Source organism: Planktothrix sp. FACHB-1365, from assembly GCF_014697575.1.
In the GTDB taxonomy this organism is placed as follows: Bacteria; Cyanobacteriota; Cyanobacteriia; order Cyanobacteriales; family Microcoleaceae; genus Planktothrix.
Genome location: NZ_JACJSC010000009.1, coordinates 135,416 through 156,160, shown reverse-complemented (window position 1 = coordinate 156,160; position 20,745 = coordinate 135,416). Strand labels below are relative to the sequence as shown.

The window sequence follows — 20,745 nt, the reverse complement described above, 5'->3', positions numbered from 1 at the left end:
ACTGTTAGCTTTGTTAGTTTTTAATAAAACTATTCCCAATTCGTAATTCGTAATTCGTAATTCGTAATTCGTAATTCGTAATTCCCTCTTCCCTGTTCCCTAATTACTAACTTACTGAAATGGGTTTTAAGAATAAGGCTACAATTAAGGCAGGTGTTCCTCCAATTAATCCAATGATTAACCATCGAGGATAACTCCGTCCTTTTTGTTGAGCGACAAAAGCGGCGATCGCACCAATAATACCATGAAGAATCGCCAAAGTTAAAATAACAGAAGGGTTGGTCAAAAAATCAAACATTTTATCGGACAATAAAAATCTCTCCTACTATCATACAGGATCATCTAATAAATTTTTGATAACCTATAAATAGGTAAGACGTGATCATAAAAAGGGGGATTATGAGTTCTCAGTTACAAACCCGCTATTACACACCCGAAGAATATTTAGAATGGGAAGAACAAGCCGACTACAAACACGAATATCGAGATGGAGAAATTGTCCCCATGACCGGAGGAACAACCAATCATAATAAAATTGCTCTGAACGTTGCAGCTTACTTAAAATTTGCACTCCGAGGACAAAATTATGATGTTTATATTGGGGATGTGCGGTTGTGGATACCCCGTTATCGTCAATATACTTATCCTGATATCATGGTCATTCAACGTCCTCCCGTTTATAGTGGAACAGGAACAACAACTGTGATGAACCCGATGTTGATTACTGAAGTTTTATCTAAATCAACACAAAATTATGATCAAGGTGATAAATTTACTTATTATCGTTCTATTCCAGAATTACAAGAATATATTTTAATTGCTCAACAAGACTATAAAGTCATGCAATATGTTAAAAATGATAAAAGTCAGTGGATTTTAACTGAATATGAAGGAGAAACCTCACAGTTTAAATTAGCTTCTTTTGATATTCATTTTAATTTTAATGAACTTTATGAAGGTGTTGATTTTAATCAACAAGAATTTTCAAATAATCAAAATTTATCCGAATAAAATAAATCGAATTTCTGGTTTTTTAGTTCAGAAACCCGATTTTGTTCACAACAACAATTCAGTTTGAGATTTAATCCAAAAATCCCATTAAAGTAACAGGATCATCAATGTCATTAGTCGCAATAGGACGGTTCATCACCATAGAGGTAATTTGCAAATGACTGGCTTCAATGGGACGATTTGCTAGGGCTCCCACCGCATCTTCTAAATGAATGAACGCCACATCATTAGGAGTATTAGATTTAAAAATTGGACGATTTGCTGATAACATCCCCGCAATTTCAAGATGGCTATGTTCAATGGGACGGTTCATAAACGTCATCGTTGAAGCGACTTGAATTTGAGTCGGTGCTGTATTGGCTTGAGAGCCTTTTTTTGCAGGTTTGTCCACGATCTCTAATTGATTTTCTGGGCTCATATCTGTAGTTGGTTCGTTGTTAACAAGGTCTACTTTAACCTGATCAGCTTGAGTTTTATTATCTTGATTTGAGTTTGCTGTTCCACTGGTTCGCTTCCCAGCATTCCCCCTTTTGGGCGTAGATGAGCTAACTGTCATAGGGTGAATTTAGAATTTATACTTAACCCTGCTATTAATTTCATCATTGAAATTTTCCTAGCCTTTCACTCAATTAAGGAGATAATTAAGGACGGGTTAGGTGTTAATTTTGGATTAAAGCTAAATAAATTATAAAATAAACTGGATCTTTAGTAAATAGCGCGTTGAGACAAATCTCTTTTTGCCATAATAAGTAAAACTGTTGACCGTTGGCTGTGTACAGACGTGCCAAAAGCCTTACGGCAATAGCCTTACGGCATGAACCGGCTTCGCCAAGGCGCGTCTCTACTGACTGTCGGCTGTTGATGGGCGAGAAGACCTCGCCCCTACTCCCCCTACTCCCCTTTATGATCCCCTTTCAACTTCAAGCTCCCTTTCAACCCCTGGGCGATCAACCCCAAGCGATCGCTAAACTCACCCATAATATTAAGGAAGGACAACCCTTTAGCACCCTATTGGGGGCAACAGGAACCGGAAAAACCTTTACTATCGCCTCGGTGATTGAAAAAATTGGTCGTCCGACTTTGGTTTTAGCCCATAACAAAACCTTAGCCGCCCAATTATGTAACGAATTCCGTTCATTTTTTCCTGAAAATGCCGTTGAATATTTTATCAGTTATTACGATTACTATCAGCCAGAAGCTTATCTTCCCGTAACCGATACTTATATTGAAAAGACCGCTTCTATTAATGATGAAATTGATATGCTCCGCCATTCCGCCACTCGAACTTTATTTGAGCGGCGAGATGTAATTGTTGTGGCTTCTATTAGTTGTATTTACGGGTTAGGAATGCCAGCAGAATATTTAAAAGCCGCTATTCCCCTACAAGTAGGAGAAGAAATTGATCAACGGGAATTATTACGGGAATTAGTTGCTGTTCAATATACTCGCAATGATGTGGAATTAACACGGGGGAGATTTCGTCTCAAAGGAGATGTATTAGAAATTGGCCCCGCTTATGAAGATCGAATTATTCGAGTTGAGTTTTTTGGCGATGAAATAGAAGCTATTCGTTATATAGATCCGGTAACAGGAGAAGTTTTGCAAAGTTTAGACGGATTAAGTATTTATCCCGCGCGACATTTTGTGACCCCAGAAGATCGCTTAGAAATGGCTTGTTATGATATTGAACAGGAACTCAAACAACGAGTTCTTGAATTAGAAACCCAAGGTAAATTATTAGAAGCACAACGGTTATCTCAACGGACTCGTTATGATTTGGAAATGTTGCGGGAGGTGGGATATTGTAATGGGGTGGAAAACTATTCTCGCCATTTAGCTGGACGACAAGCGGGAGAACCTCCAGAATGTTTAATTGATTATTTTCCCAATGATTGGTTATTAGTCGTCGATGAATCTCATGTTACTGTTCCTCAAATTCGGGGAATGTATAATGGTGACCAAGCTCGAAAAAAAGTTTTAATTGATCATGGGTTTCGTTTACCCAGTGCGGCGGATAATCGACCGTTGAAAGCCGAAGAATTTTGGCAAAAAGTCAATCAATGTATTTTTGTATCAGCCACACCCGGAGATTGGGAAATTGAACAATCTCAAGGTCAAGTCGTTGAACAAATTCTCCGTCCGACGGGAGTTATTGATCCTGAAGTGTTCGTGCGTCCAACGGAAGGACAGGTGGATGATTTATATGGAGAAATTCAAGAGCGAGTTGAACGAGATGAACGGGTTTTAATTACAACCTTAACGAAACGGATGGCGGAAGATTTAACGGAATATTTACAAGACCGAGGGGTGAACGTTCGATATTTGCATTCAGAAATTCAGTCTATTGAACGGATAGAAATTATTCAAGGATTACAAAATCGGGACTTTGATGTGTTAATAGGGGTGAACTTATTACGGGAAGGATTAGATTTACCCCAGGTGTCATTAGTTGCGATTTTAGATGCGGATAAAGAAGGGTTTTTACGCTCCGAACGTTCTTTAATTCAAACCATCGGACGTGCGGCGCGAAATATTCGAGGACAGGCTATTTTATATGCAGATAATTTAACGGAAAGTATGAGCAAAGCGATTGAGGAAACCAACCGACGAAGAGAGATTCAACAAAATTATAATCAAGAACATGGGATTATTCCCCAACAAATTATCAAAAAATCCAGTAATTCGATTTTGGAATTTTTGGATGTGTCTCGACGGTTAAATGCTCAAACCGTAGAAAAACAGGTGGAAACCTTTGAGGAATTACCGTTAGAAAGTATTCCCGATGTGATTACTCAGTTAGAAACCCAGATGAAAGCCGCAGCGAAACAATTAGAATTTGAGGAAGCCGCTAAACTCCGCGATCGCATTAAACAATTACGCGATAAACTAATCGGACATTAGGATAGAGTCAATCTGTCCAGCAACAGGGGAAAGTTCTATTTTAAAGTCTACAGCACAAAATGTGTATTTTGTCAACCCCTCTTTCTAGCACCTCTGGTTTCAGTCCAAAAACCCGTGTCACGTCTCCTCCCAATTTCGTCAGGAAATTAGCATATTTTACGATAGAATCAGGGTTGTAGCTGCCATTTTTGCCTTTAGACACAATAACCCCTTGGGTGCTATTTTTTGTATGCTATCACAACCCCCATAATTGCGTCAACTATTTGAGAGTAATTTTCAATAAAATATCAAGATTTCCTGACAATCTTTTAAAAACCAAAACAATATAACGGAATCAATAAGTTAAACTTAACAATATCAAACTGTTGTTGCGCTAATGACCCTTCCCCCAGGTGACTCCCCCCGGTAATTCTATCAACGCTTGATTAATTTTATTCGGTAACTCCTTTTTAGAAAAACGATAGGTTAAATCAATTAAACGATGAGCGACTAAAATTACAGCCTCCCGATTGACCATTTCTGAGATTTGAAAAGGCGTATAATCTCCATTGAGAACTTCTACAGAAGCATCACTAATGGCAGATTCTAAAGCATCTTCTATTAAAGATTGCCATTCCTGTTGCTGAATATAAGTCGAAGTTCGATTATCTTGCAAATTTAACTTTTTAATCTCCACTAATGCACCCCGAATAGATGCCGCCCAAGAATTAGTTAATCGCTGTTCCAATTGATTTTTAACAAGATGAATCAACAGCCTCACTAACTGGGACTCAATGGCATCAATTTTAGCTTGTCTACTCATGCCATCCAATTGTTCAACCAAGGTTAACGCATCTTGATATCGACCTTCTAAAATACTGGTTTTTAAATCTTCTAATTCCTGAATCATCCGGTGCTCCTCTTGTTAATTTTGTTGGGGTTTTGGAGTATCAGTTAAGGCGTCTTTGGCTGAAATTCCTTCTCCTTGAAAGCCAAAAAACCAAAGGGTGGCTGCGGCTTCGGCGCGAGTTACGTTCTTTTTGGGTTGAAATAAAGTTGTAAATCCAAAAACCCGGCGAATATTGGAATTATCTCCATTATTATAGTCTTCTAAAATAGCAGGTAAAGCTCCCGCATCAATTTTAGAGGTATCCTTAAATCCCCAGCGTTCTTTAACTGCATCAAGACTGGCTTTCGGTAGTGCTTGTCGAGTATCTAAAGGCACTTTCCAGCGAATTAAATCTTCACGGGTTAAGTTAGAATCAGGACGAAATTTCGTAACCGTATTATCTCCTGATAATGGACTGGGAATTAACCCCGCTTCTGCTAATCCTTGAATTTCTGCAAAGTTAGGATGGGTGGTGGGAACATCTGTAAATACAGGGTCACTACTGGGAACAGCTAAACGAATTTGTTTAGCGGGATTATTGGCATATAATTGATTATTAACGTCTACAATCCATCGGGCATATTGACTGCGAGTAATTTTACCATTAGGATCAGGTAAGGTTCCCGTTTCTTGAGAATTAGGAGCTTTAAAAATACCCAATTTGGCAACATCAGACACCAAGGAACTTAACTCTTTCGGAACAGAATTGTTATCGGGTTTTTCAGGATTAGAAGTTGGGGTTGGAGTTGGGGTTGGGGTTGGAGTTGGAGTTGGTGTGGGAGTTGGAGAACTTGCTGTTTCTATCGGAAGCGGTTGATAACGAATTTGAAAATAGGTTTTTCCGTTAGTTTCTGGATTGGGTTGTTGAGCAATGGTTACTTTTAAGTTCTCTTTTTCTGCACTGAGATTATCGCTAGTTTCGTTAGCCGAATTCTCGATAATTTTCCAGTTTTTTGCTTTTAACTCTTTTTGGTAAAAAGCCTGAACAACATTACTGGGATCTGTTGTTTCCCAGAGGGTAATCACCGCCGTTGAATCTGGGGTAGGAGGCATCACCGTCTGCAAAATTGCGTTCGGATAGGGGGGAATTTCTGAGGGAAAATCACTGGGAAGTTCAACAGGCGGAATAGAAGGTTCAGGGTTAGTAACGGGTGCGGTTGTTGCTTGAGGTGCGGGGGAATTAGTTTGTAATAAAGGATCAGCTTTTAGGGAATTTTCAATCGCTTTTCCGGTGGGACTATTGGCACAAGCAGAAAGGGAAGTGATTAAACTTAGGATTAAAATAATCTGTTTCATTGATCTAGCAGGGAACAGGAAATTGGAAATCGGGGACAGAATCAATACTTTTGGCGGTTTCATATCAGTTTAATGGATGACAACTCCTTGAACACTGCTATTGATCAGCTAATCGTTTTATTTTAACAGAAATTATGAGAAAAATGGAGATCAGGGCTTACGCACAGGGGTTAAAAAACCCGGTTTCTCATTGAGGCTCAGAGTGACAAGCTTGATTTTGGGTTCAGAAACCGGGTTTTTGCGTAAGTTCTGGGGATAATATTTTAATCTCAAGGGTAAAAGTTTCTCTTCCTGCTTTTAGCAATTCCCCAGTTGAAATTTTTAGACAGGAATTACCTCAGCTAAAACTTGAACTAAGGTTTGTAATTGTATGGGGGTATGAGTTGCCATTAAGGAAATCCGAATGCGGCTGGTATGAGCAGTGGGGGGACGAATAGCGGCGGCAAAAATTCCTTGATCTTTGAGTTTTTGTCCGATGGTTAATACCGTTGCTGCATCTTTGATGGGAACACAAAAAATGGGGGAAAGAGATTCAGAAAGGGGGATATTAAAGCGGAGTTGTTTTTCTTGGAATAAGGTTTTTAAAGTTTCAACATTTTGCCATAATTGTTCTCGCCGTTGGGGTTCGGTTTGCACAAGATTAATCGCAGCTAAAGCCGCAGCAGTATCCGCCGGACTTAATCCAGTGGTGTAAATCCAACTGGGGGCACGATTTCTTAAAAAATCAATCAGTGCCGCCGAACCTGCTACATAACCGCCTAAACTTCCGAACGCTTTACTCAGGGTTCCCATTTGAATTAAGGTTTCTCTGGTGCAATTAAAATACTCTACACATCCGGCTCCTGTTTTTCCAAAAACTCCCGTAGCATGAGCTTCATCAACTAATAACATACAGGAAAATTCTTCACTGATGTCGAGTAAATCCAGTAAAGGACATAAATCCCCATCCATACTAAAAACACCATCGGTAATAATCAGTGCTTTACGATAGGGGAGACGATTTCCTTCTAGTAATTCTCGCAGATGTTCAGGATTATTATGTTGATATTCTAACACCGTTGCGCCACTCATTTTCGCTCCATTTTTGAGACTGGAGTGGTTATATTCATCGGACAAAATTAAATCCCGTTGTCCAACTAAAGCACTAATGGTGCCAATATTTGCTAAATAACCGGAACTAAAAACAATGGCATCCTCTGTTTGTTTAAACTGAGTGATCGCTAATTCTAAATCTCGATGAAGTTGGCGATGTCCTGTTAACAATCGAGAACCCGTAACTCCAGTTCCAAATGCTTGAGTTGCTGTAATAGCCGCATCAATTAACCGTTGATCTCCGGCTAATCCCAAATAATCGTTACTCGCAAAATTAATCAAGGGTTTTCCCTCTAGGATTAGGGTAGCACCTGCTTGATTTTCTACCGTTTGAACAGAACGATACCAATCAACTTTATGAATCGTCTCCAGGGCTTTTTCTATCCAAGCGTAAGCATCATTGATCATGTTCAATATCGGAAGAATAAGGTTGACTAATTTCGGCACTTTTGCCACGAACGGGAGGTAATTTATCAACTAATCCCAGATTAAAGGCAATATCAGGTAAATCCCCAGCAATATAATGTCCGGGTTCAAAAATGCGACTGGGGGTAAAACAAAGTTGACGGAGTTCAACCACTTCCGTCGGTTCAAACATTCCTCTAAAGTGTCTTCGTTCCAAACTCATGATTCAAATTCCTCCTGATTTACCTGTAATGATATTAAATATTTTAAAGCATAAGTGCAACGTTGATTAATCTTTGAGATGGGTTTGATTATTCGGTTGTTCATCCAGAGGTTTTCCACAGTGGGGACAAACCCTAGGAGCATGAGTTTCAGCCCACTTTTTATTAGCTGTGATCACTTCAGTAAAACCGGAGGCAATTAACCCCGCAGGTAAGGCAAATAGTCCAATCCCTAATAAGGCTAAAATTCCCCCTAATATTTTTCCTAAAGGAGTAATGGGATAAACATCTCCATAACCGACTGTTGTTAGCGTAATAATCCCCCACCACATCGCCGCCGGAATATTTGGAAATTTATCCGGTTGAGCGTCATGCTCGACAAAATAAATTAAGGTAGCTGAAGAAATCAATAAAAAACATACAATATTTAAGGTTAAAATTAGTTCTTCCTGACGCAGGCGAATCACTTGACCTAAAATTTTAATTCCACGAGAATAACGACCTAATTTTAGAAGCTGTAAAAATCGAGTTAATCCAAATAATTTAATACTTCTTAGGTCAGCATTTGTAAAAGGGAGATAAAAGGGTAAGAAAGCAATTAAATCAATAATCGCTAGGGGTGTTACCATATATCGGAGTCTTCCCCAAATCGGATGGCGATATCTATCAAGGGTTGTACATGACCATACCCTTAATAGATATTCTAAGGTAAAAACCCCGATAGAAAATCGATTAAAGATAATGAAATAAAATTCATACACTTCAAAAATTTCTTCAACAGATTCTATACAAACAGCTAAAGTATTGGCAATAATTAAAAACATTAAAAAATATTCACAAGCTCGGCTTAACCTTTGTTTGTGTTCTTTTGCTTCTAAAATTAAAAATATGCGACGCTTAATTTTTTTAGCCATTGATTTATTGTCAGTTATCAGTTATCAGTTATCAGTTATCAGTTATTATTTTTAGTAGTTAATGTAAGAGTTAACAGTTAAGAGCCAAGAGTTAAGAACCAATCAACTATCTACTTCTTGAGTACAAATGCACCTAAGCGAGTTCATACCGGAGGCTATTGACACATCCCTAGGCTGTTAACTAATAACTGATAACTGATAACTGTATTTTTTTACATTTCTTGAATTAACCTTAACTGATTTTGTCGCATTTGAGTCATCGTTTCCATCATATTACTTGCCATCTCTTTTTCAACATCTGACATTTGTTCCCAAAAAGAAGCCGCACGACGAGCCAAGATCAAATCTTGCCAAATTAAGTTAAATAATTCTGCCATTTCGGGAGATTCTGTTTTAATAGCTGTCAAAAGTTCATCAAAACATTGATTAGCTTCAGGATGAGTTTCTACCGTTTTTGCTAAGTCTAAACAAATTTTCAGTTGCTCAACCCAATTTTTACTCGGAATAGTCATCAAGATTTTCTCCTTCACGATTTAGAGTCTTGTTCTCATTATGTAATTAAATTCTGAGAATCCCCAAACCCCAGATCAAATTTCCCTAGGGACTGACGACTGACTCCCATTCATGCCAAGATAGAGTATTAAGTTCAGTTGACATTAATCTCATGGGTAAACAGCGAGTTCTATCAGGAGTACAACCGACCGGAAACCTTCATCTAGGGAACTACCTCGGTGCTATTCGCAACTGGGTCGATAATCAAGCGCAATACGATAACTTCTTCTGTGTTGTCGATTTACACGCGATTACCGTTCCCCATAATCCAGCCACCTTAGCCACAGATACCTACACCATTGCCGCCCTATATTTAGCTTGTGGCATCGATTTAAACTATTCTACAATTTTTGTTCAGTCCCATATTTCCGCCCATAGTGAACTCACCTGGCTTCTTAATTGTATTACCCCGATTAATTGGCTACAAGATATGATTCAGTTTAAAGAAAAAGCCATTAAACAGGGGGAAAATGTCAGCGCAGGTTTACTCGATTATCCCGTGTTAATGGCGGCGGATATCTTACTTTATGATGCGGATAAAGTTCCCGTTGGAGAAGATCAAAAACAACATCTGGAATTAACCCGTGATCTTGCAGTAAGATTTAATCATTTATTCGGTCAAAAGAAGGCTGTCCTAAAATTACCTGACCCTTTAATTCGCCCCGAAGGTGCACGGGTGATGAGTCTCACCGATGGAACTCGAAAAATGTCAAAATCCGATCCCTCAGAATTAAGCCGGATTAATTTATTAGATGATCCCGATACAATTACTAAAAAAATTAAACGCTGTAAAACGGATTCAGTTCGAGGTTTAACCTTTGATGATTCTGACCGTCCCGAATGTCATAATTTATTAATGCTCTATGGCATTCTAACCCATAAAACCAAAGCCGAAGTTACCGCCGAATGTCAAGACATGGGATGGGGTCAATTTAAACCTTTATTCACAGAAACGGTCATTGAAAGTCTCAAACCTATCCAAGCAAAATATAAAGCCGTAATGGATGATCAAGGCTATTTAGAATCTGTATTAAGAACAGGTCGAGAAAAAGCTGAAGCTGTCGCCAATGAAACCCTAACTCGTGTTAAAGATGCCATGGGATATTCCCGACCGTTGTAATTTGATAATAGGGAACAGGGAAACAAAGAAAAAATACCTTCCCTAATTTTTAAACTTCTAAAAAACAACCTTTGTAAAGATAAAATCAACCCTTAAGAATGAACCGTTTTCGCACCGCTTGTTCAACCCTAGATGAATTTATTGTTACGGCTGAAGTCGCACCCCCAAAAGGCGCAGATCCAAACCACATGATTGAAATGGTTAGACTACTCAAAGGTCGGGTTCATGGAGTTAATATTACCGATGGTAGCCGTGCTGTTTTAGGTATGAGTTCCCTGGCGGCTTCCATTATTCTGCTGCATCACGGAGTCGAACCCATTTGTCAAGTAGCCTGTCGCGATCGCAATCGAATCGGATTACAATCAGATTTATTAGGAGCCCATGCGTTAGGAATTAGAAATATTTTAGCCTTAACGGGTGATCCCGTCAAAGCAGGAGATCACCCCGATGCGAAAGCTGTTTTTGATTTAGAATCTGTGCGATTATTACAAGCTATTGATAAACTCAATCACGGCTTAGATTGGAATCAAAAACCCTTACCCGATGGCGCAACAGATTTATTTCCAGGTGCTGCGGTTGATCCCCAATCTTCCAGTTGGTCAGGGTTACAAAGTCGCTTTGAACGTAAATTAAAAGCCGGAGCCCAATTTTTTCAAAGTCAATTAATCACCGATTTTGAAAAATTAGATAAATTCATGACCGAAATTGCCGCCGGAACTTCAAAACCCATTTTAGCCGGAATTTTTCTATTAAAATCCGCTAAAAATGCGCGATTTATTAATAAATTTGTTCCGGGTGTTCAGATTCCTGATTCAATTATTAATCGTTTAGAACAAGCTAAAAATCCCTTAGAAGAAGGCATTTTAATTGCATCTGAACAAGTTAAAATTGCCCGCCAACTCTGTCAAGGTGTGCATATTATGGCCGTTAAACGGGAAGATTTAATTCCTAAAATCTTAGATTTAGCAGGAATTAAACCTTTATAGTAGGGAACAGGGAACAGGGAACAGGGAACAGGTGAAACAAGATTTCGTTGTTTTTTACTAATGATTAAAAAGGAAGTTAGTAGAAGCTATTGCCTATTGCCTATTGCCCATTCTCTCCTATCAAACTGGAACCTTTTGAGCAATTTTATGATTAAATTCCAAGGTTAAATTATCCTCACTGCGATAAGCTTCCCAAGTTCCCGACGATAAACGGCTAATTTGCCATTGTCCCTGCATATAATTTTCATCCTCAGAGACAGTACCCGTATAACTTACCGGGTCAGGAGAAGTGGTTAAATATTGTTTCGTGAAACTTACACCACGACCCACCACTGTCCCCCCAATTTGAGCTTCTCCCAAATAACCCTCATCTAAAATATTCCCCGCCAAAGTATTCCCGCTTTGAATAAATGTTACTTCAAAACGAGTTGGAACTCCCTGTTGCCAATAAGTTCCTAGCCAAATTCCACTTAAATCAGCCATATTTTATCGTTAATCGTAGTTTCAAAATCAGTATTAATTTGAGCAATTTTGCCCTATTGATAAATTAACAAAATTTGAAACTTGACAGGGAGTCGGTAGATGAGCAATTAAAGTTTCTGTCCAAGGCGATAAAAAATCATCCCCTGGAATCTTGAGAAATTGTACCCGCAAACTAGGCATCACTGAACTTGCAGCTTGATCCAATTTAAACTTAGAACCCGTTTGATTAGTGCGATAAACCCAACGTTGATTTTCATGACCGATCATCATCCGCCAACCCGTCACTAAACTTTGGGTACAAAACATCCCCGGTTCTGCTAACCCTAAACAGCCATCGGGCCATAGTTGTTCCTCCACCGCTTCCAAAGTTAATTCAGAACGTGATAAACCCGACTGTTGATGAATATCCTCAAACACAGTTTCTAAGAGGGAAGAAGGTACCTTAAAGGAATGATTTTGAGATTCTAAACGAATATTTCTCCCCTGAGCATCTGTGCGATAAACCCAAGTTTGGCGACCATCGGACACCACCACTCGCCATCCTCGCACTAACATTTGTCCACAGACTTCCTCTGCTGCTGCGAGTCCTAAACAGGTATCGGGCCAAGTTTGTTGACGGGCTTCCACGATTTTAAGATCGGTGATCTCAACTCCTGATTGTTTAGCAATCATTTCCCGAACCTTTGTATCGACTAAACCGGGTAAAACCGGAGCAGCCTCGGCAGAATATTGTACCCTTTCAGGATTTAAGGGTGCTGTTTCAAAAACAACTGGAATGGTTTTGGGTAACTGTCCTTTAACATTAAATAACGGGTTCGGTAACACACGATAAGTCGGTGTCACCGGGGAAGCAACTGTGGTGTTTGGGGATAGATCCCATAAGGATTGATTTTCAGGCTCAACAGAATCAGAGAGACGGTTTTGAGCAACTGTCATGGAGTGAGAAAGCAGGGCTTGGGTCTGAGCAAAAGCAGATTGTACAACCGTTGGATAAGCTTCTATAGCTAAAACGCCAGTCAACATCAACGCCAAAATCAAAGGGCGGGGCTGCTTCTCATTTGCAGTGGAAGTCGCTCTCCAGCGACGGTTGGAGGGGCTAGGTTTCATGGGGAAGCATCCACGAATACTGGACAACTTATGGCACAGATGACACAGACATTCTAAGATTTGTTTCCTCTGATGCAGTCAAATCCTGTCATCTGGGAAAGATCCCTGTCTTAGAACATAAAACTGTGCAACGAGAGCTTCAACAACCTGAGTTTATTTTCCGGTATCGTCACCCAACTTTACGGATACAGTTCAATTCTGTTCCGAGGAAACGACTTGAGAAACTCGGTTTCTGGGTAAGAGCAACAGACCCACAACTGTAGATTAGCCTGAAACCTTACTTAAGATTAGCGATTCGCCCGATCCTAACATATCAATTGCTGAATTGCCTACCGTTTGAGTTGAATGATTCCAAGACCTGCTAGGTTAATAATACCGTCAAAAATGGGAGCCAACAAAAATGGACATTTTGTTAGAAGGAGGATCGGTTTTACGCGAGCGGGACTATACACTGATTATTGATAGTAGTAATAGTATGGCAACCCTGGAACAATCCGAAGGCAAAAGTCGCTGGGCGTTACTTCAAGAATCGATTTTAGCGATCGCCAGCTATTGTGAACAATTTGATCCTGATGGGATTACGCTTTATTTATTTTCTGATCAATTTCAACGTTATGAAAAAGTCACATCTGACAAAGTAATTTATATCTTTGAACAGCATCAACCTTCTGGAACAAATCGTTTATCTCCGGTGTTAAAAGATGCGACTGATCACTATTTTGGACGACGCGCAACGGAACAAGCCAAAGCCAATGGCGAAACCATTATTATTGTAACGTCTGGAGAAATTGAAAATCCCACAGCCCTCCGACAAATTATTATTGATGCGGCTAATCAACTTAACCGAGATGAAGAATTAGCCATTGAACTGATTCAAGTGGGTTCTAACGCCGATGTGACTCAGTTTTTCCATATCCTTGATGATGATTTACAAAGTCAAGGTGCTAAATTTGATATTTGTAATACAATTACTTTATCGGATTTAGGAGCGATGAGTTTAACGGATATGTTACTCAAAGCTATTGTTGATTAACAGGAAAATCAAAATTTTGAACAGAATGAACCCTTGATTTATTGTATCTTATGAAGATAATTATTTTTATTTTTAGGGGTTGCTAATCATGTTAAATTCCTCCCTGCAAATGCTCGTTTCTCAATCTATCAAAACCTTAGATTCTATTTTGATAGACGGAACTTTGCCTGCGTCAGAACGGGCTGCTGTTGCTTTTAAAATATTAGAATTGGCACAGAATATTACCCCAACGGTTTCTTCTGATTTGCCGTCTGCGATCGCCCCAACCCAACCTTTATCTTTACCCAAACTTAATTTTACCGATCCCAAACTATTTTTACATTTAGCAGCCTATCGAGATTCTGAACTCATTCCTACCCTTAAAGATGCGTTAAAAAAAGCTGATCGCCCCGAAAAAATAACCTTTGGAATTGTTTGGCAATTTATTCCAGGGGAAGATGAAATAATCACTGAAAAAATGCAGGAATTCCCCTGTAAAATGATAGAAATTGATGCCCGACAATCCCTCGGTGTGTGTTGGGCAAGATCCCTCGGTCAACGTTTACTGCATGATGAAGATTTTATTTTACAATTAGATAGTCACCATCGATTTGTCGAAGGGTGGGATAGTTTATTACTGCAACAACTTGCCCAATGTCCGAGTCCCAAACCTGTCCTTTCTGCCTATACTCCCCCTTATATTCCCCCCGATGAAATTCCCCCCGGATATCCCTGTACTCGTTTAACTGCCCATCATTTTGATGAACATGGAATTCTAAGTTTTATTGCTGGAGAAAGTATCGCGTCCTATTCTGAACCTCAGTTAGGAATGTTTCTAGCCGGAGGATTTATTTTCGCCCCCCGACAATTTTATTTAGACGTTCCCTATGATCCCTTTTTGTATTTTCGCGGAGAAGAAATCACCCTTTCAACCAGAGCTTGGACAAAAGGATGGGATATTTTCTATCCTTATCAAATTACAATTTATCACTATTATACTCGTACCAATGCTAAAAAACATTGGGATATTAATTCCGAATGGTACAAATTAGAACAAAAATCCAGAGAACGTATCAAAAAAATATTAAGAATTACCCCTTTAGAAACCGAGAGTTTAGAAATTTATGATATTGGCAATATCAGAACCTTAGAAGATTATCAAAGTTTTTGTGGGATTAATTTCAAAACCCAAGAAATATCAGAAACTGCCTCAAAAGGAATCCCAACAAAATCAGTTATTAGTAAACAGTGATCATGATTAATAATCTATCTCAATCTTTCGGTCAATTATATGGAATTGGTGTAGGGCCCGGTGATCCTGAATTAATTACCTTAAAAGGCTATCATCTTTTGCAGCAAGTTCCAATTGTCGCCTTTCCATCAGGAATTGGGGAAAAACCAGGAATAGCCGAACAAATTATTACCCCTTGGTTAAAATCCGATCAGCTTAAACTTCCCTTAACCTTTCCCTACGTTCAAGATGAGGTCATTCTCCATCAAGCATGGCAACAAGCCGCTGAAACCGTTTGGCTTTATTTAGAACAGGGACAGGATGTGGCGTTTGTTTGCGAAGGAGATGTCAGTTTTTATAGTACCTTCACCTATTTGGCACAAACCCTCAAACAATTTCGTCCTGAAGTTCTAGTGCAGACTATCCCTGGAATTTGTTCTCCCCTCGCGGCGGTAGCAAGTTTGGGTATTCCCCTCACCATTCGGGATCAAAAGTTGGCAATTTTACCTGCAATTTATGCGATCGCCGACTTAGAAACAACCCTGCACCAGGCGGATGTTGTGGTGTTGATGAAAGTTAGTTCCGTTTATCAGCAAGTTTGGGACGTGTTACAACGGTTCAATTTGCTAGAACAGACTTATATTGTAGAAAGGGCGACCCTACCTAACCAAGTTATTTATGCTGGGTTAAGCGATCGCCCCCATTTACGTTTATCCTATTTTTCGATCCTGATTATCAAAACAACCCTGGCTCACACGGGGAAGCAAACGTGCTAAAACAGATAGGATTGTGCGAGACGTTCCTGTCAAAGTCTAGGGATAAACCCGAAACGTAAGCAGGGAGATGGGTTCAGTTAATTGGTTAATGGGTAACAACCCAACAATAAATCCAATCAAGCCTGTCTTAACGTTGAAAATGTGACCTTAAAGGAAGGTCAACCCCGGAGTCAATGGTACGGATTACCGAACCTCAACAGGTAGAGTATCCCATGCCAAAGGGGTAAGGCAATTCCCACAGTGTCAGACTGATTATCAAAACGCTGAAGCTGGGAATAACGGGAAATCGGATATAAGTCAATATCTAAGATAATTCTCTAGCCAATTGCCCAAGAATAACGAAAGTAAACATCCGGCTTGAACTGTCGTAACTGTTAAGTAGCGAAATTGACTTGATTACGCTGCGTTCAAAAGAACAAGGGGAAAAGGTAGAGAATTCTTTCGATATCTACAAAGGTAAGGTCATAATCCTAATACTTACTAAGACTCCCAAAAGTACCCCGGCAGAGAGGATGATTCTAAAGGCAATAATCCCATTTTCAAGGAACGTTAAAACCCCTCATATACTCCTACAGAGGTCGAATACTGATAGGCAGCTACAAATCTAAAGCGGATGTTGTGAGGGCGAGAGATGGAGTCAGAAGCTAATGCCTAAATGTAATGTTTAGGATACGCTGATAGATTTCGGTTTAGTTGTTAGGTAAGGTTTCAAGTAGCAGTTAAAACGGTGAAAACGAGTATAACCAAGACTACGACTGCATGGAATTCTATCAATTGGGCGAAAGTCCAACGGGTAGTATTTAAGCTGCAAAAGCGAATTTACCAGGCATCATTATCGGGACAAAATGCGAAAGCTCGGAAGCTCCAAAAACTTTTGGTCAAGTCATATTACGCCAAACTTCTATCAATAAGAAGGGTCACTCAGGATAATCAAGGCAAGAAAACAGCCGGGGTAGATGGAATCAAATCCATCACACCCAAACAACGGATAGAACTAGCCCAAAACCTGAGTAAATACCAAAAAGCCAAACCACTCCGAAGGAAATGGATACCCAAACCCAACGGGGAAAAACGCCCACTAGGTATACCAACTATAAACGATAGAATCAGGCAAGCCTTGGTTAAATTGGCATTAGAACCCCAATGGGAAGCCAGATTCGAGGGCGAAAGCTACGGATTTAGACCCGGACGTTCAGCCCACGATGCTATGTCACGAATCTATGTAAGTATCAATAAATCAGAATACTACATACTTGATGCTGACATCTCAAAATGCTTCGACCAGATTAACCATGATTACCTACTGTCCAAAATTGATTGTCCATCAACAATAAAAGCCCAAATCAAACAATGGTTAAAAGCTGGTGTGATGGATAACGGCATATTTGAGGCAACAGAGGCAGGCACTCCACAAGGAGGTGTTATCAGTCCTTTACTTGCTAACATCGCACTGGATGGAATGATTAGGTTAATTGACCAAATTTTCCCTAAAAAGAAAAGCACAGTTCAAGCCAAAGTCATCAGATATGCCGATGATTTCGTTGTGATTAGTCCACAATTAGAAATCATACAACAGTGTCAAATTGCTATCAAAGAATGGTTAAAACCCATCGGGTTAGAACTGAAACCAGAAAAAACCCGTATATGCCACACACTAAGAGAAATCGAAGTAAACGGCGAAAAGGTAAAACCAGGATTCGACTTTCTAGGCTGGAATTTCCGACAATATCCTGTTGGTATACATCACTCAGGGAAAACTGGAGGAAATAACTCAAAATTAATAGGGTTCAAAACCATAATAAAACCTAGTAAGAAAGCAATTAAAGCTCACGCGGATAAGGTTAAAGAAGTGATTAAAACCCACAAAACTGCACCCCAGTACGCATTAATCAAACGCCTAAATCCAGTCATAAGAGGATGGTGTAATTACCATTCCAAAGTTGTTTCCAAAGAAACATTCTCCTCATTAGACTATGTTACATGGCAAAGATTAAGAGCATGGACAGTCAGCAGATGCGGTAAAGCAAGTTACAAGAAAATGAAGCTATATTTCAGAAAAAACGGGAATAAAGCATGGAGTTTTGAAACCAAAGATGGTTTTAAATTATTAACCCATGCAGAAACACCTATCACCCGCCATGTAACTGTAAGACCTGAAGCATCACCGTATGACGGAAACTGGACATATTGGAGTACAAGAATGGGAACATCCTTTGATGTACCCAAACGAGTAGCAACCCTGCTCAAAAAGCAAAAAGGTAAATGTAACTTCTGTGGACAATATTTCAGCCCAGAGGATATTGTAGAAATCGATCATATTCATCCCACAAGTTTAGGCGGGAAAGACGAATATAAGAACCTACAATTATTACATCGCCATTGTCACGACACTAAAACGGCAACTGATGGGTCATACGATTCAAAAGAAAGCTGGATGCTCTGATGATAACAGTCAACTAGACTAGGAGCCGTGTGCGGTGAAAGTCGCAAGCACGGTTTTGAATGGGAGGTGAGGGCTGCAAACCCCTCATCGACCCCTAATAATTAATTTGTAATTTTATTCAAGTTTAAACTTTAACGTTTATTATGACGGCTTCGACAACATCCTTAACTGAATTTTTCCCCCCTACCTTTCGCCCACCCGTTGTATTGTGTGTGTTGGCATCCTTGGGGGTTCATGGCTTATTTGCTGCCAATATTCAATATATTAATTTTTACTCTAAATCGATTAAATTACCCCCAACGGTTCAAGTCGTTGAACTCTCTCCTGAACAAATTAGTCGCGTTTATCCAGCCCCTCCCCCTAAATTATCATTTACCCCCTTAAATTCTCTTTCCTCATCTTTATCCGTTCTTCCCGTCCCTTCAACGGATAATATTGTTCCCCCCCCTGCACCGGAAGACTTTATGCAGGCGTCATCCCTCCCGGTGTGGCCAACGAATATTCCCTTACCACCCCCCAGTAATTCCCCCAGTTTACCCAGCTATCGTTTACCCCCCGTTGTTTCTCAAGGGTCTAATTCTAATTCTAATGATCTCAATTCCGGTTCTATCGGATTTCTGCCGAACTCTAATCCGTCTTTATCCTTTGTTCCAGGGCCACCTTTAGGTTTCGATAACTCTAATTCTTCCCCTCCCCCTGGACAATCTGGACAGTTAAAACAACCGGGGAGTTTACCCCCAAATGATGAATTAGCCTTGCGACAACAGTTAATCCGAGATTTGGGCCAGGATGTTGATTGTCCGCCCATGTTTAATAATGCCAATTGTGGCCCTAAAACCCCCAATCAAAACGATAATCCTAATACCCCACCCCCTGAAAATAATCCTAACGTTCAACCGTCTCACCCCAAAGGTTCAATTTTGGCAGGACTGGAAAAGGGTTTACAACAACAACCTTCTACTTCCAACCCCCAACCCCCTGAAGGTGTGGTTAATGAACAGCAAACCGCAATGTTACAAGGCGGAAGTGCCTATCTGAACTGGGTCAATGGTTTACTTACCAACTATCCTAATTTAGAAACCACCTCTCCCATCGGAGTTAATAATTTATATCCCAATGCAGCTTGTGAACAAAAGCTAACGGGGAAAGCGTTAATTGGGGTAGCGGTGGGTGAAACCGGGGAGATTTTACAAGGGCCAGAAGTTTTATTAGCCACAGGTTATCCGGTGTTAGATGATGCGGCAAAAGCAGCCGTCCAGGAAATGACCTTTGACCCGACAAATTCACCGAAAGCTTATCAAATTCAATTTCAGTTTAATAGTGAAGAAAATTGCAAAACGGTTAATAATCCAACTCCCCAACCTGATAATACGCCTGCGGTTTCTTCCCCTCCTCCTGCACAACCCACACCCCCGACCTCGGAAACCGAACAACCAACGAATCCTGTTGAACAAAAACCCCCGGAGTCTGCTACACCCAACCCAGAACAGTCCCCTTCCCCCCAACCTCAACCTGAATCTAATCCTTAAATTAAAAGTTAGGAGTGGACTAACGACGAGCTTTTTTACGGGCTTTTCCTTCTCTTAATCCACTCCAACCGATGGTGAGATAACAACTGGCTAACAGCAAACTGGTTACGCCAATTCTGACATTGGATTTAAAGCTTCCTTGTTTAGATTTCGTTTCGGTTTGCCGACGTCGTTCTTCAATATCCCGTTTAAATTGTTCATTTAATGCTGTAGCTTGCTGTTTTAAAGCATCGGGATTCTTTTTAAATTGTTCTAAGCGTTCTAATTCTTCCGGCGTTAGTTGTTGACTGGCGACATATTCTTCTAGTTTTTGATTATTTTGTAATAAATCGGTCATTTGAGTCTGTTGGAGTTGCAACTGTTCAGACACTTGTTTTTTGGCTTGTTCAGCTTCTTGATTGGCTTGTTCAATGGTTTGATTACTGGCGGCAGAAACACTACTGACATGAACGGGAATTAATAATAGATAAATAACTCCCAAAATCGCAGAAATCAAATAAACCCAAAATTTTAAACTATTAAATTTGGATTGAGTCTCATCGGCTGAAACTCCCGCTAAATCCTCTAAGCCATAGGCACAAAACATTAAGGCGATCGCTAAAACAGGAATAATTCCCTGCTCAACCATTTGGCTTGTAAACTGAACTTGCCATTCCACATCTCCTAGTTTTAGAGGAAAAAATAGTAAGACAATATTAACAACCGAAACAAAAAATAAAATTACTCCTGCTAATTTTAAAAACCCAGCTGCTTGAGATGGAATTTTACGAGAATTTGTGGATTTCATAGTCATATTTT

19 protein-coding genes and 1 pseudogene are annotated in these 20,745 nt (G+C 39.8%); 9 read left to right on the top strand and 11 right to left on the bottom strand.

Annotated elements, in window-relative coordinates; all coding sequences use genetic code 11:
• Positions 1-106: 106 nt before the first annotated feature.
• Positions 107-298 (bottom strand): hypothetical protein, encoded by a 192-nt coding sequence (locus tag H6G57_RS13210; RefSeq protein WP_190519230.1) that lies wholly within the window; start codon positions 296-298, stop codon positions 107-109.
• A 101-nt stretch (positions 299-399) separates the two neighbouring features.
• Here H6G57_RS13210 and H6G57_RS13205 point away from each other — a divergent pair, with 101 nt between their 5' ends.
• On the top strand, positions 400-1,011 hold the full coding sequence (locus H6G57_RS13205; RefSeq protein WP_190519228.1) for a Uma2 family endonuclease: 612 nt from the start codon (positions 400-402) through the stop codon (positions 1,009-1,011).
• 70 nt (positions 1,012-1,081) lie between these two features.
• Here H6G57_RS13205 and H6G57_RS13200 read toward each other — a convergent pair whose 3' ends face one another.
• A complete protein-coding gene (locus H6G57_RS13200) occupies positions 1,082-1,567 on the bottom strand; it encodes a hypothetical protein (protein WP_190519226.1) in 486 nt (161 codons plus the stop codon).
• Positions 1,568-1,914: 347 nt separating this feature from the next.
• On the opposite strand from H6G57_RS13200, the gene uvrB reads away from it, so the two are divergent.
• The gene (uvrB, locus tag H6G57_RS13195; protein ID WP_190519225.1) at positions 1,915-3,912 is read left to right on the top strand and encodes an excinuclease ABC subunit UvrB; all 1,998 of its coding nucleotides are present in this window, start codon (positions 1,915-1,917) and stop codon (positions 3,910-3,912) included.
• A 373-nt stretch (positions 3,913-4,285) separates the two neighbouring features.
• On the opposite strand, the gene H6G57_RS13190 is transcribed toward uvrB, so the two are convergent.
• From H6G57_RS13190 to H6G57_RS13165, 6 genes are all read right to left on the bottom strand, one after another.
• Positions 4,286-4,801, bottom strand: a complete 516-nt coding sequence (locus tag H6G57_RS13190) for a DUF29 family protein (RefSeq protein ID WP_190519223.1) — start codon at positions 4,799-4,801, stop codon at positions 4,286-4,288.
• A 15-nt stretch (positions 4,802-4,816) separates the two neighbouring features.
• Positions 4,817-6,076, bottom strand: a complete 1,260-nt coding sequence (locus H6G57_RS13185; protein ID WP_190519222.1) for an S-layer homology domain-containing protein — start codon at positions 6,074-6,076, stop codon at positions 4,817-4,819.
• Between the two features lie 321 nt (positions 6,077-6,397).
• On the bottom strand, positions 6,398-7,576 hold the full coding sequence (bioF, locus tag H6G57_RS13180; protein ID WP_190519221.1) for an 8-amino-7-oxononanoate synthase: 1,179 nt from the start codon (positions 7,574-7,576) through the stop codon (positions 6,398-6,400).
• Entirely contained in the window at positions 7,566-7,796 is a 231-nt protein-coding gene (locus H6G57_RS13175; RefSeq protein WP_190519220.1) for a hypothetical protein, read from the bottom strand. Before H6G57_RS13175 ends, bioF begins: the two co-directional genes overlap by 11 nt.
• 66 nt (positions 7,797-7,862) lie before the next feature.
• Positions 7,863-8,708, bottom strand: a complete 846-nt coding sequence (locus H6G57_RS13170; protein WP_190519219.1) for an ion transporter — start codon at positions 8,706-8,708, stop codon at positions 7,863-7,865.
• A gap of 212 nt (positions 8,709-8,920) precedes the next feature.
• Positions 8,921-9,220, bottom strand: coding sequence for a hypothetical protein (locus H6G57_RS13165; RefSeq protein WP_190519217.1), 300 nt, complete (start codon positions 9,218-9,220; stop codon positions 8,921-8,923).
• Between the two features lie 152 nt (positions 9,221-9,372).
• On the opposite strand from H6G57_RS13165, the gene trpS reads away from it, so the two are divergent.
• Together trpS and H6G57_RS13155 are read left to right on the top strand one after the other, a co-directional pair.
• Entirely contained in the window at positions 9,373-10,380 is a 1,008-nt protein-coding gene (trpS, locus tag H6G57_RS13160) for a tryptophan--tRNA ligase (protein ID WP_190519216.1), read from the top strand.
• Between the two features lie 98 nt (positions 10,381-10,478).
• The gene (locus tag H6G57_RS13155; protein ID WP_190519214.1) at positions 10,479-11,366 is read left to right on the top strand and encodes a methylenetetrahydrofolate reductase; all 888 of its coding nucleotides are present in this window, start codon (positions 10,479-10,481) and stop codon (positions 11,364-11,366) included.
• Between the two features lie 120 nt (positions 11,367-11,486).
• On the opposite strand, the gene H6G57_RS13150 is transcribed toward H6G57_RS13155, so the two are convergent.
• Both H6G57_RS13150 and H6G57_RS13145 read right to left on the bottom strand, forming a co-directional pair.
• Positions 11,487-11,849, bottom strand: a complete 363-nt coding sequence (locus H6G57_RS13150) for a hypothetical protein (protein WP_190519213.1) — start codon at positions 11,847-11,849, stop codon at positions 11,487-11,489.
• Between the two features lie 33 nt (positions 11,850-11,882).
• Positions 11,883-12,956, bottom strand: a complete 1,074-nt coding sequence (locus H6G57_RS13145; RefSeq protein WP_190519211.1) for a hypothetical protein — start codon at positions 12,954-12,956, stop codon at positions 11,883-11,885.
• Between the two features lie 400 nt (positions 12,957-13,356).
• Between H6G57_RS13145 and H6G57_RS13140 the strand changes: the two genes are divergently transcribed.
• The 5 genes and pseudogenes from H6G57_RS13140 (at position 13,357) to H6G57_RS13120 (ending at position 19,947) form a co-directional block, all read left to right on the top strand.
• On the top strand, positions 13,357-13,989 hold the full coding sequence (locus H6G57_RS13140) for a hypothetical protein (RefSeq protein WP_190519209.1): 633 nt from the start codon (positions 13,357-13,359) through the stop codon (positions 13,987-13,989).
• 88 nt (positions 13,990-14,077) lie between these two features.
• A complete protein-coding gene (locus tag H6G57_RS13135; protein ID WP_190519207.1) occupies positions 14,078-15,220 on the top strand; it encodes a GlcNAc-transferase family protein in 1,143 nt (380 codons plus the stop codon).
• Between the two features lie 2 nt (positions 15,221-15,222).
• Entirely contained in the window at positions 15,223-15,975 is a 753-nt protein-coding gene (locus H6G57_RS13130; protein ID WP_190519206.1) for a precorrin-2 C(20)-methyltransferase, read from the top strand.
• Between the two features lie 727 nt (positions 15,976-16,702).
• Positions 16,703-18,440: pseudogene (ltrA, locus tag H6G57_RS13125) on the top strand (group II intron reverse transcriptase/maturase).
• Positions 18,441-18,561: 121 nt separating this feature from the next.
• Positions 18,562-19,947, top strand: coding sequence for an energy transducer TonB (locus H6G57_RS13120; protein ID WP_190519202.1), 1,386 nt, complete (start codon positions 18,562-18,564; stop codon positions 19,945-19,947).
• A gap of 19 nt (positions 19,948-19,966) precedes the next feature.
• On the opposite strand, the gene H6G57_RS13115 is transcribed toward H6G57_RS13120, so the two are convergent.
• A complete protein-coding gene (locus tag H6G57_RS13115; RefSeq protein ID WP_190519200.1) occupies positions 19,967-20,734 on the bottom strand; it encodes an HpsJ family protein in 768 nt (255 codons plus the stop codon).
• Between the last annotated feature and the right edge of the window lie 11 nt (positions 20,735-20,745).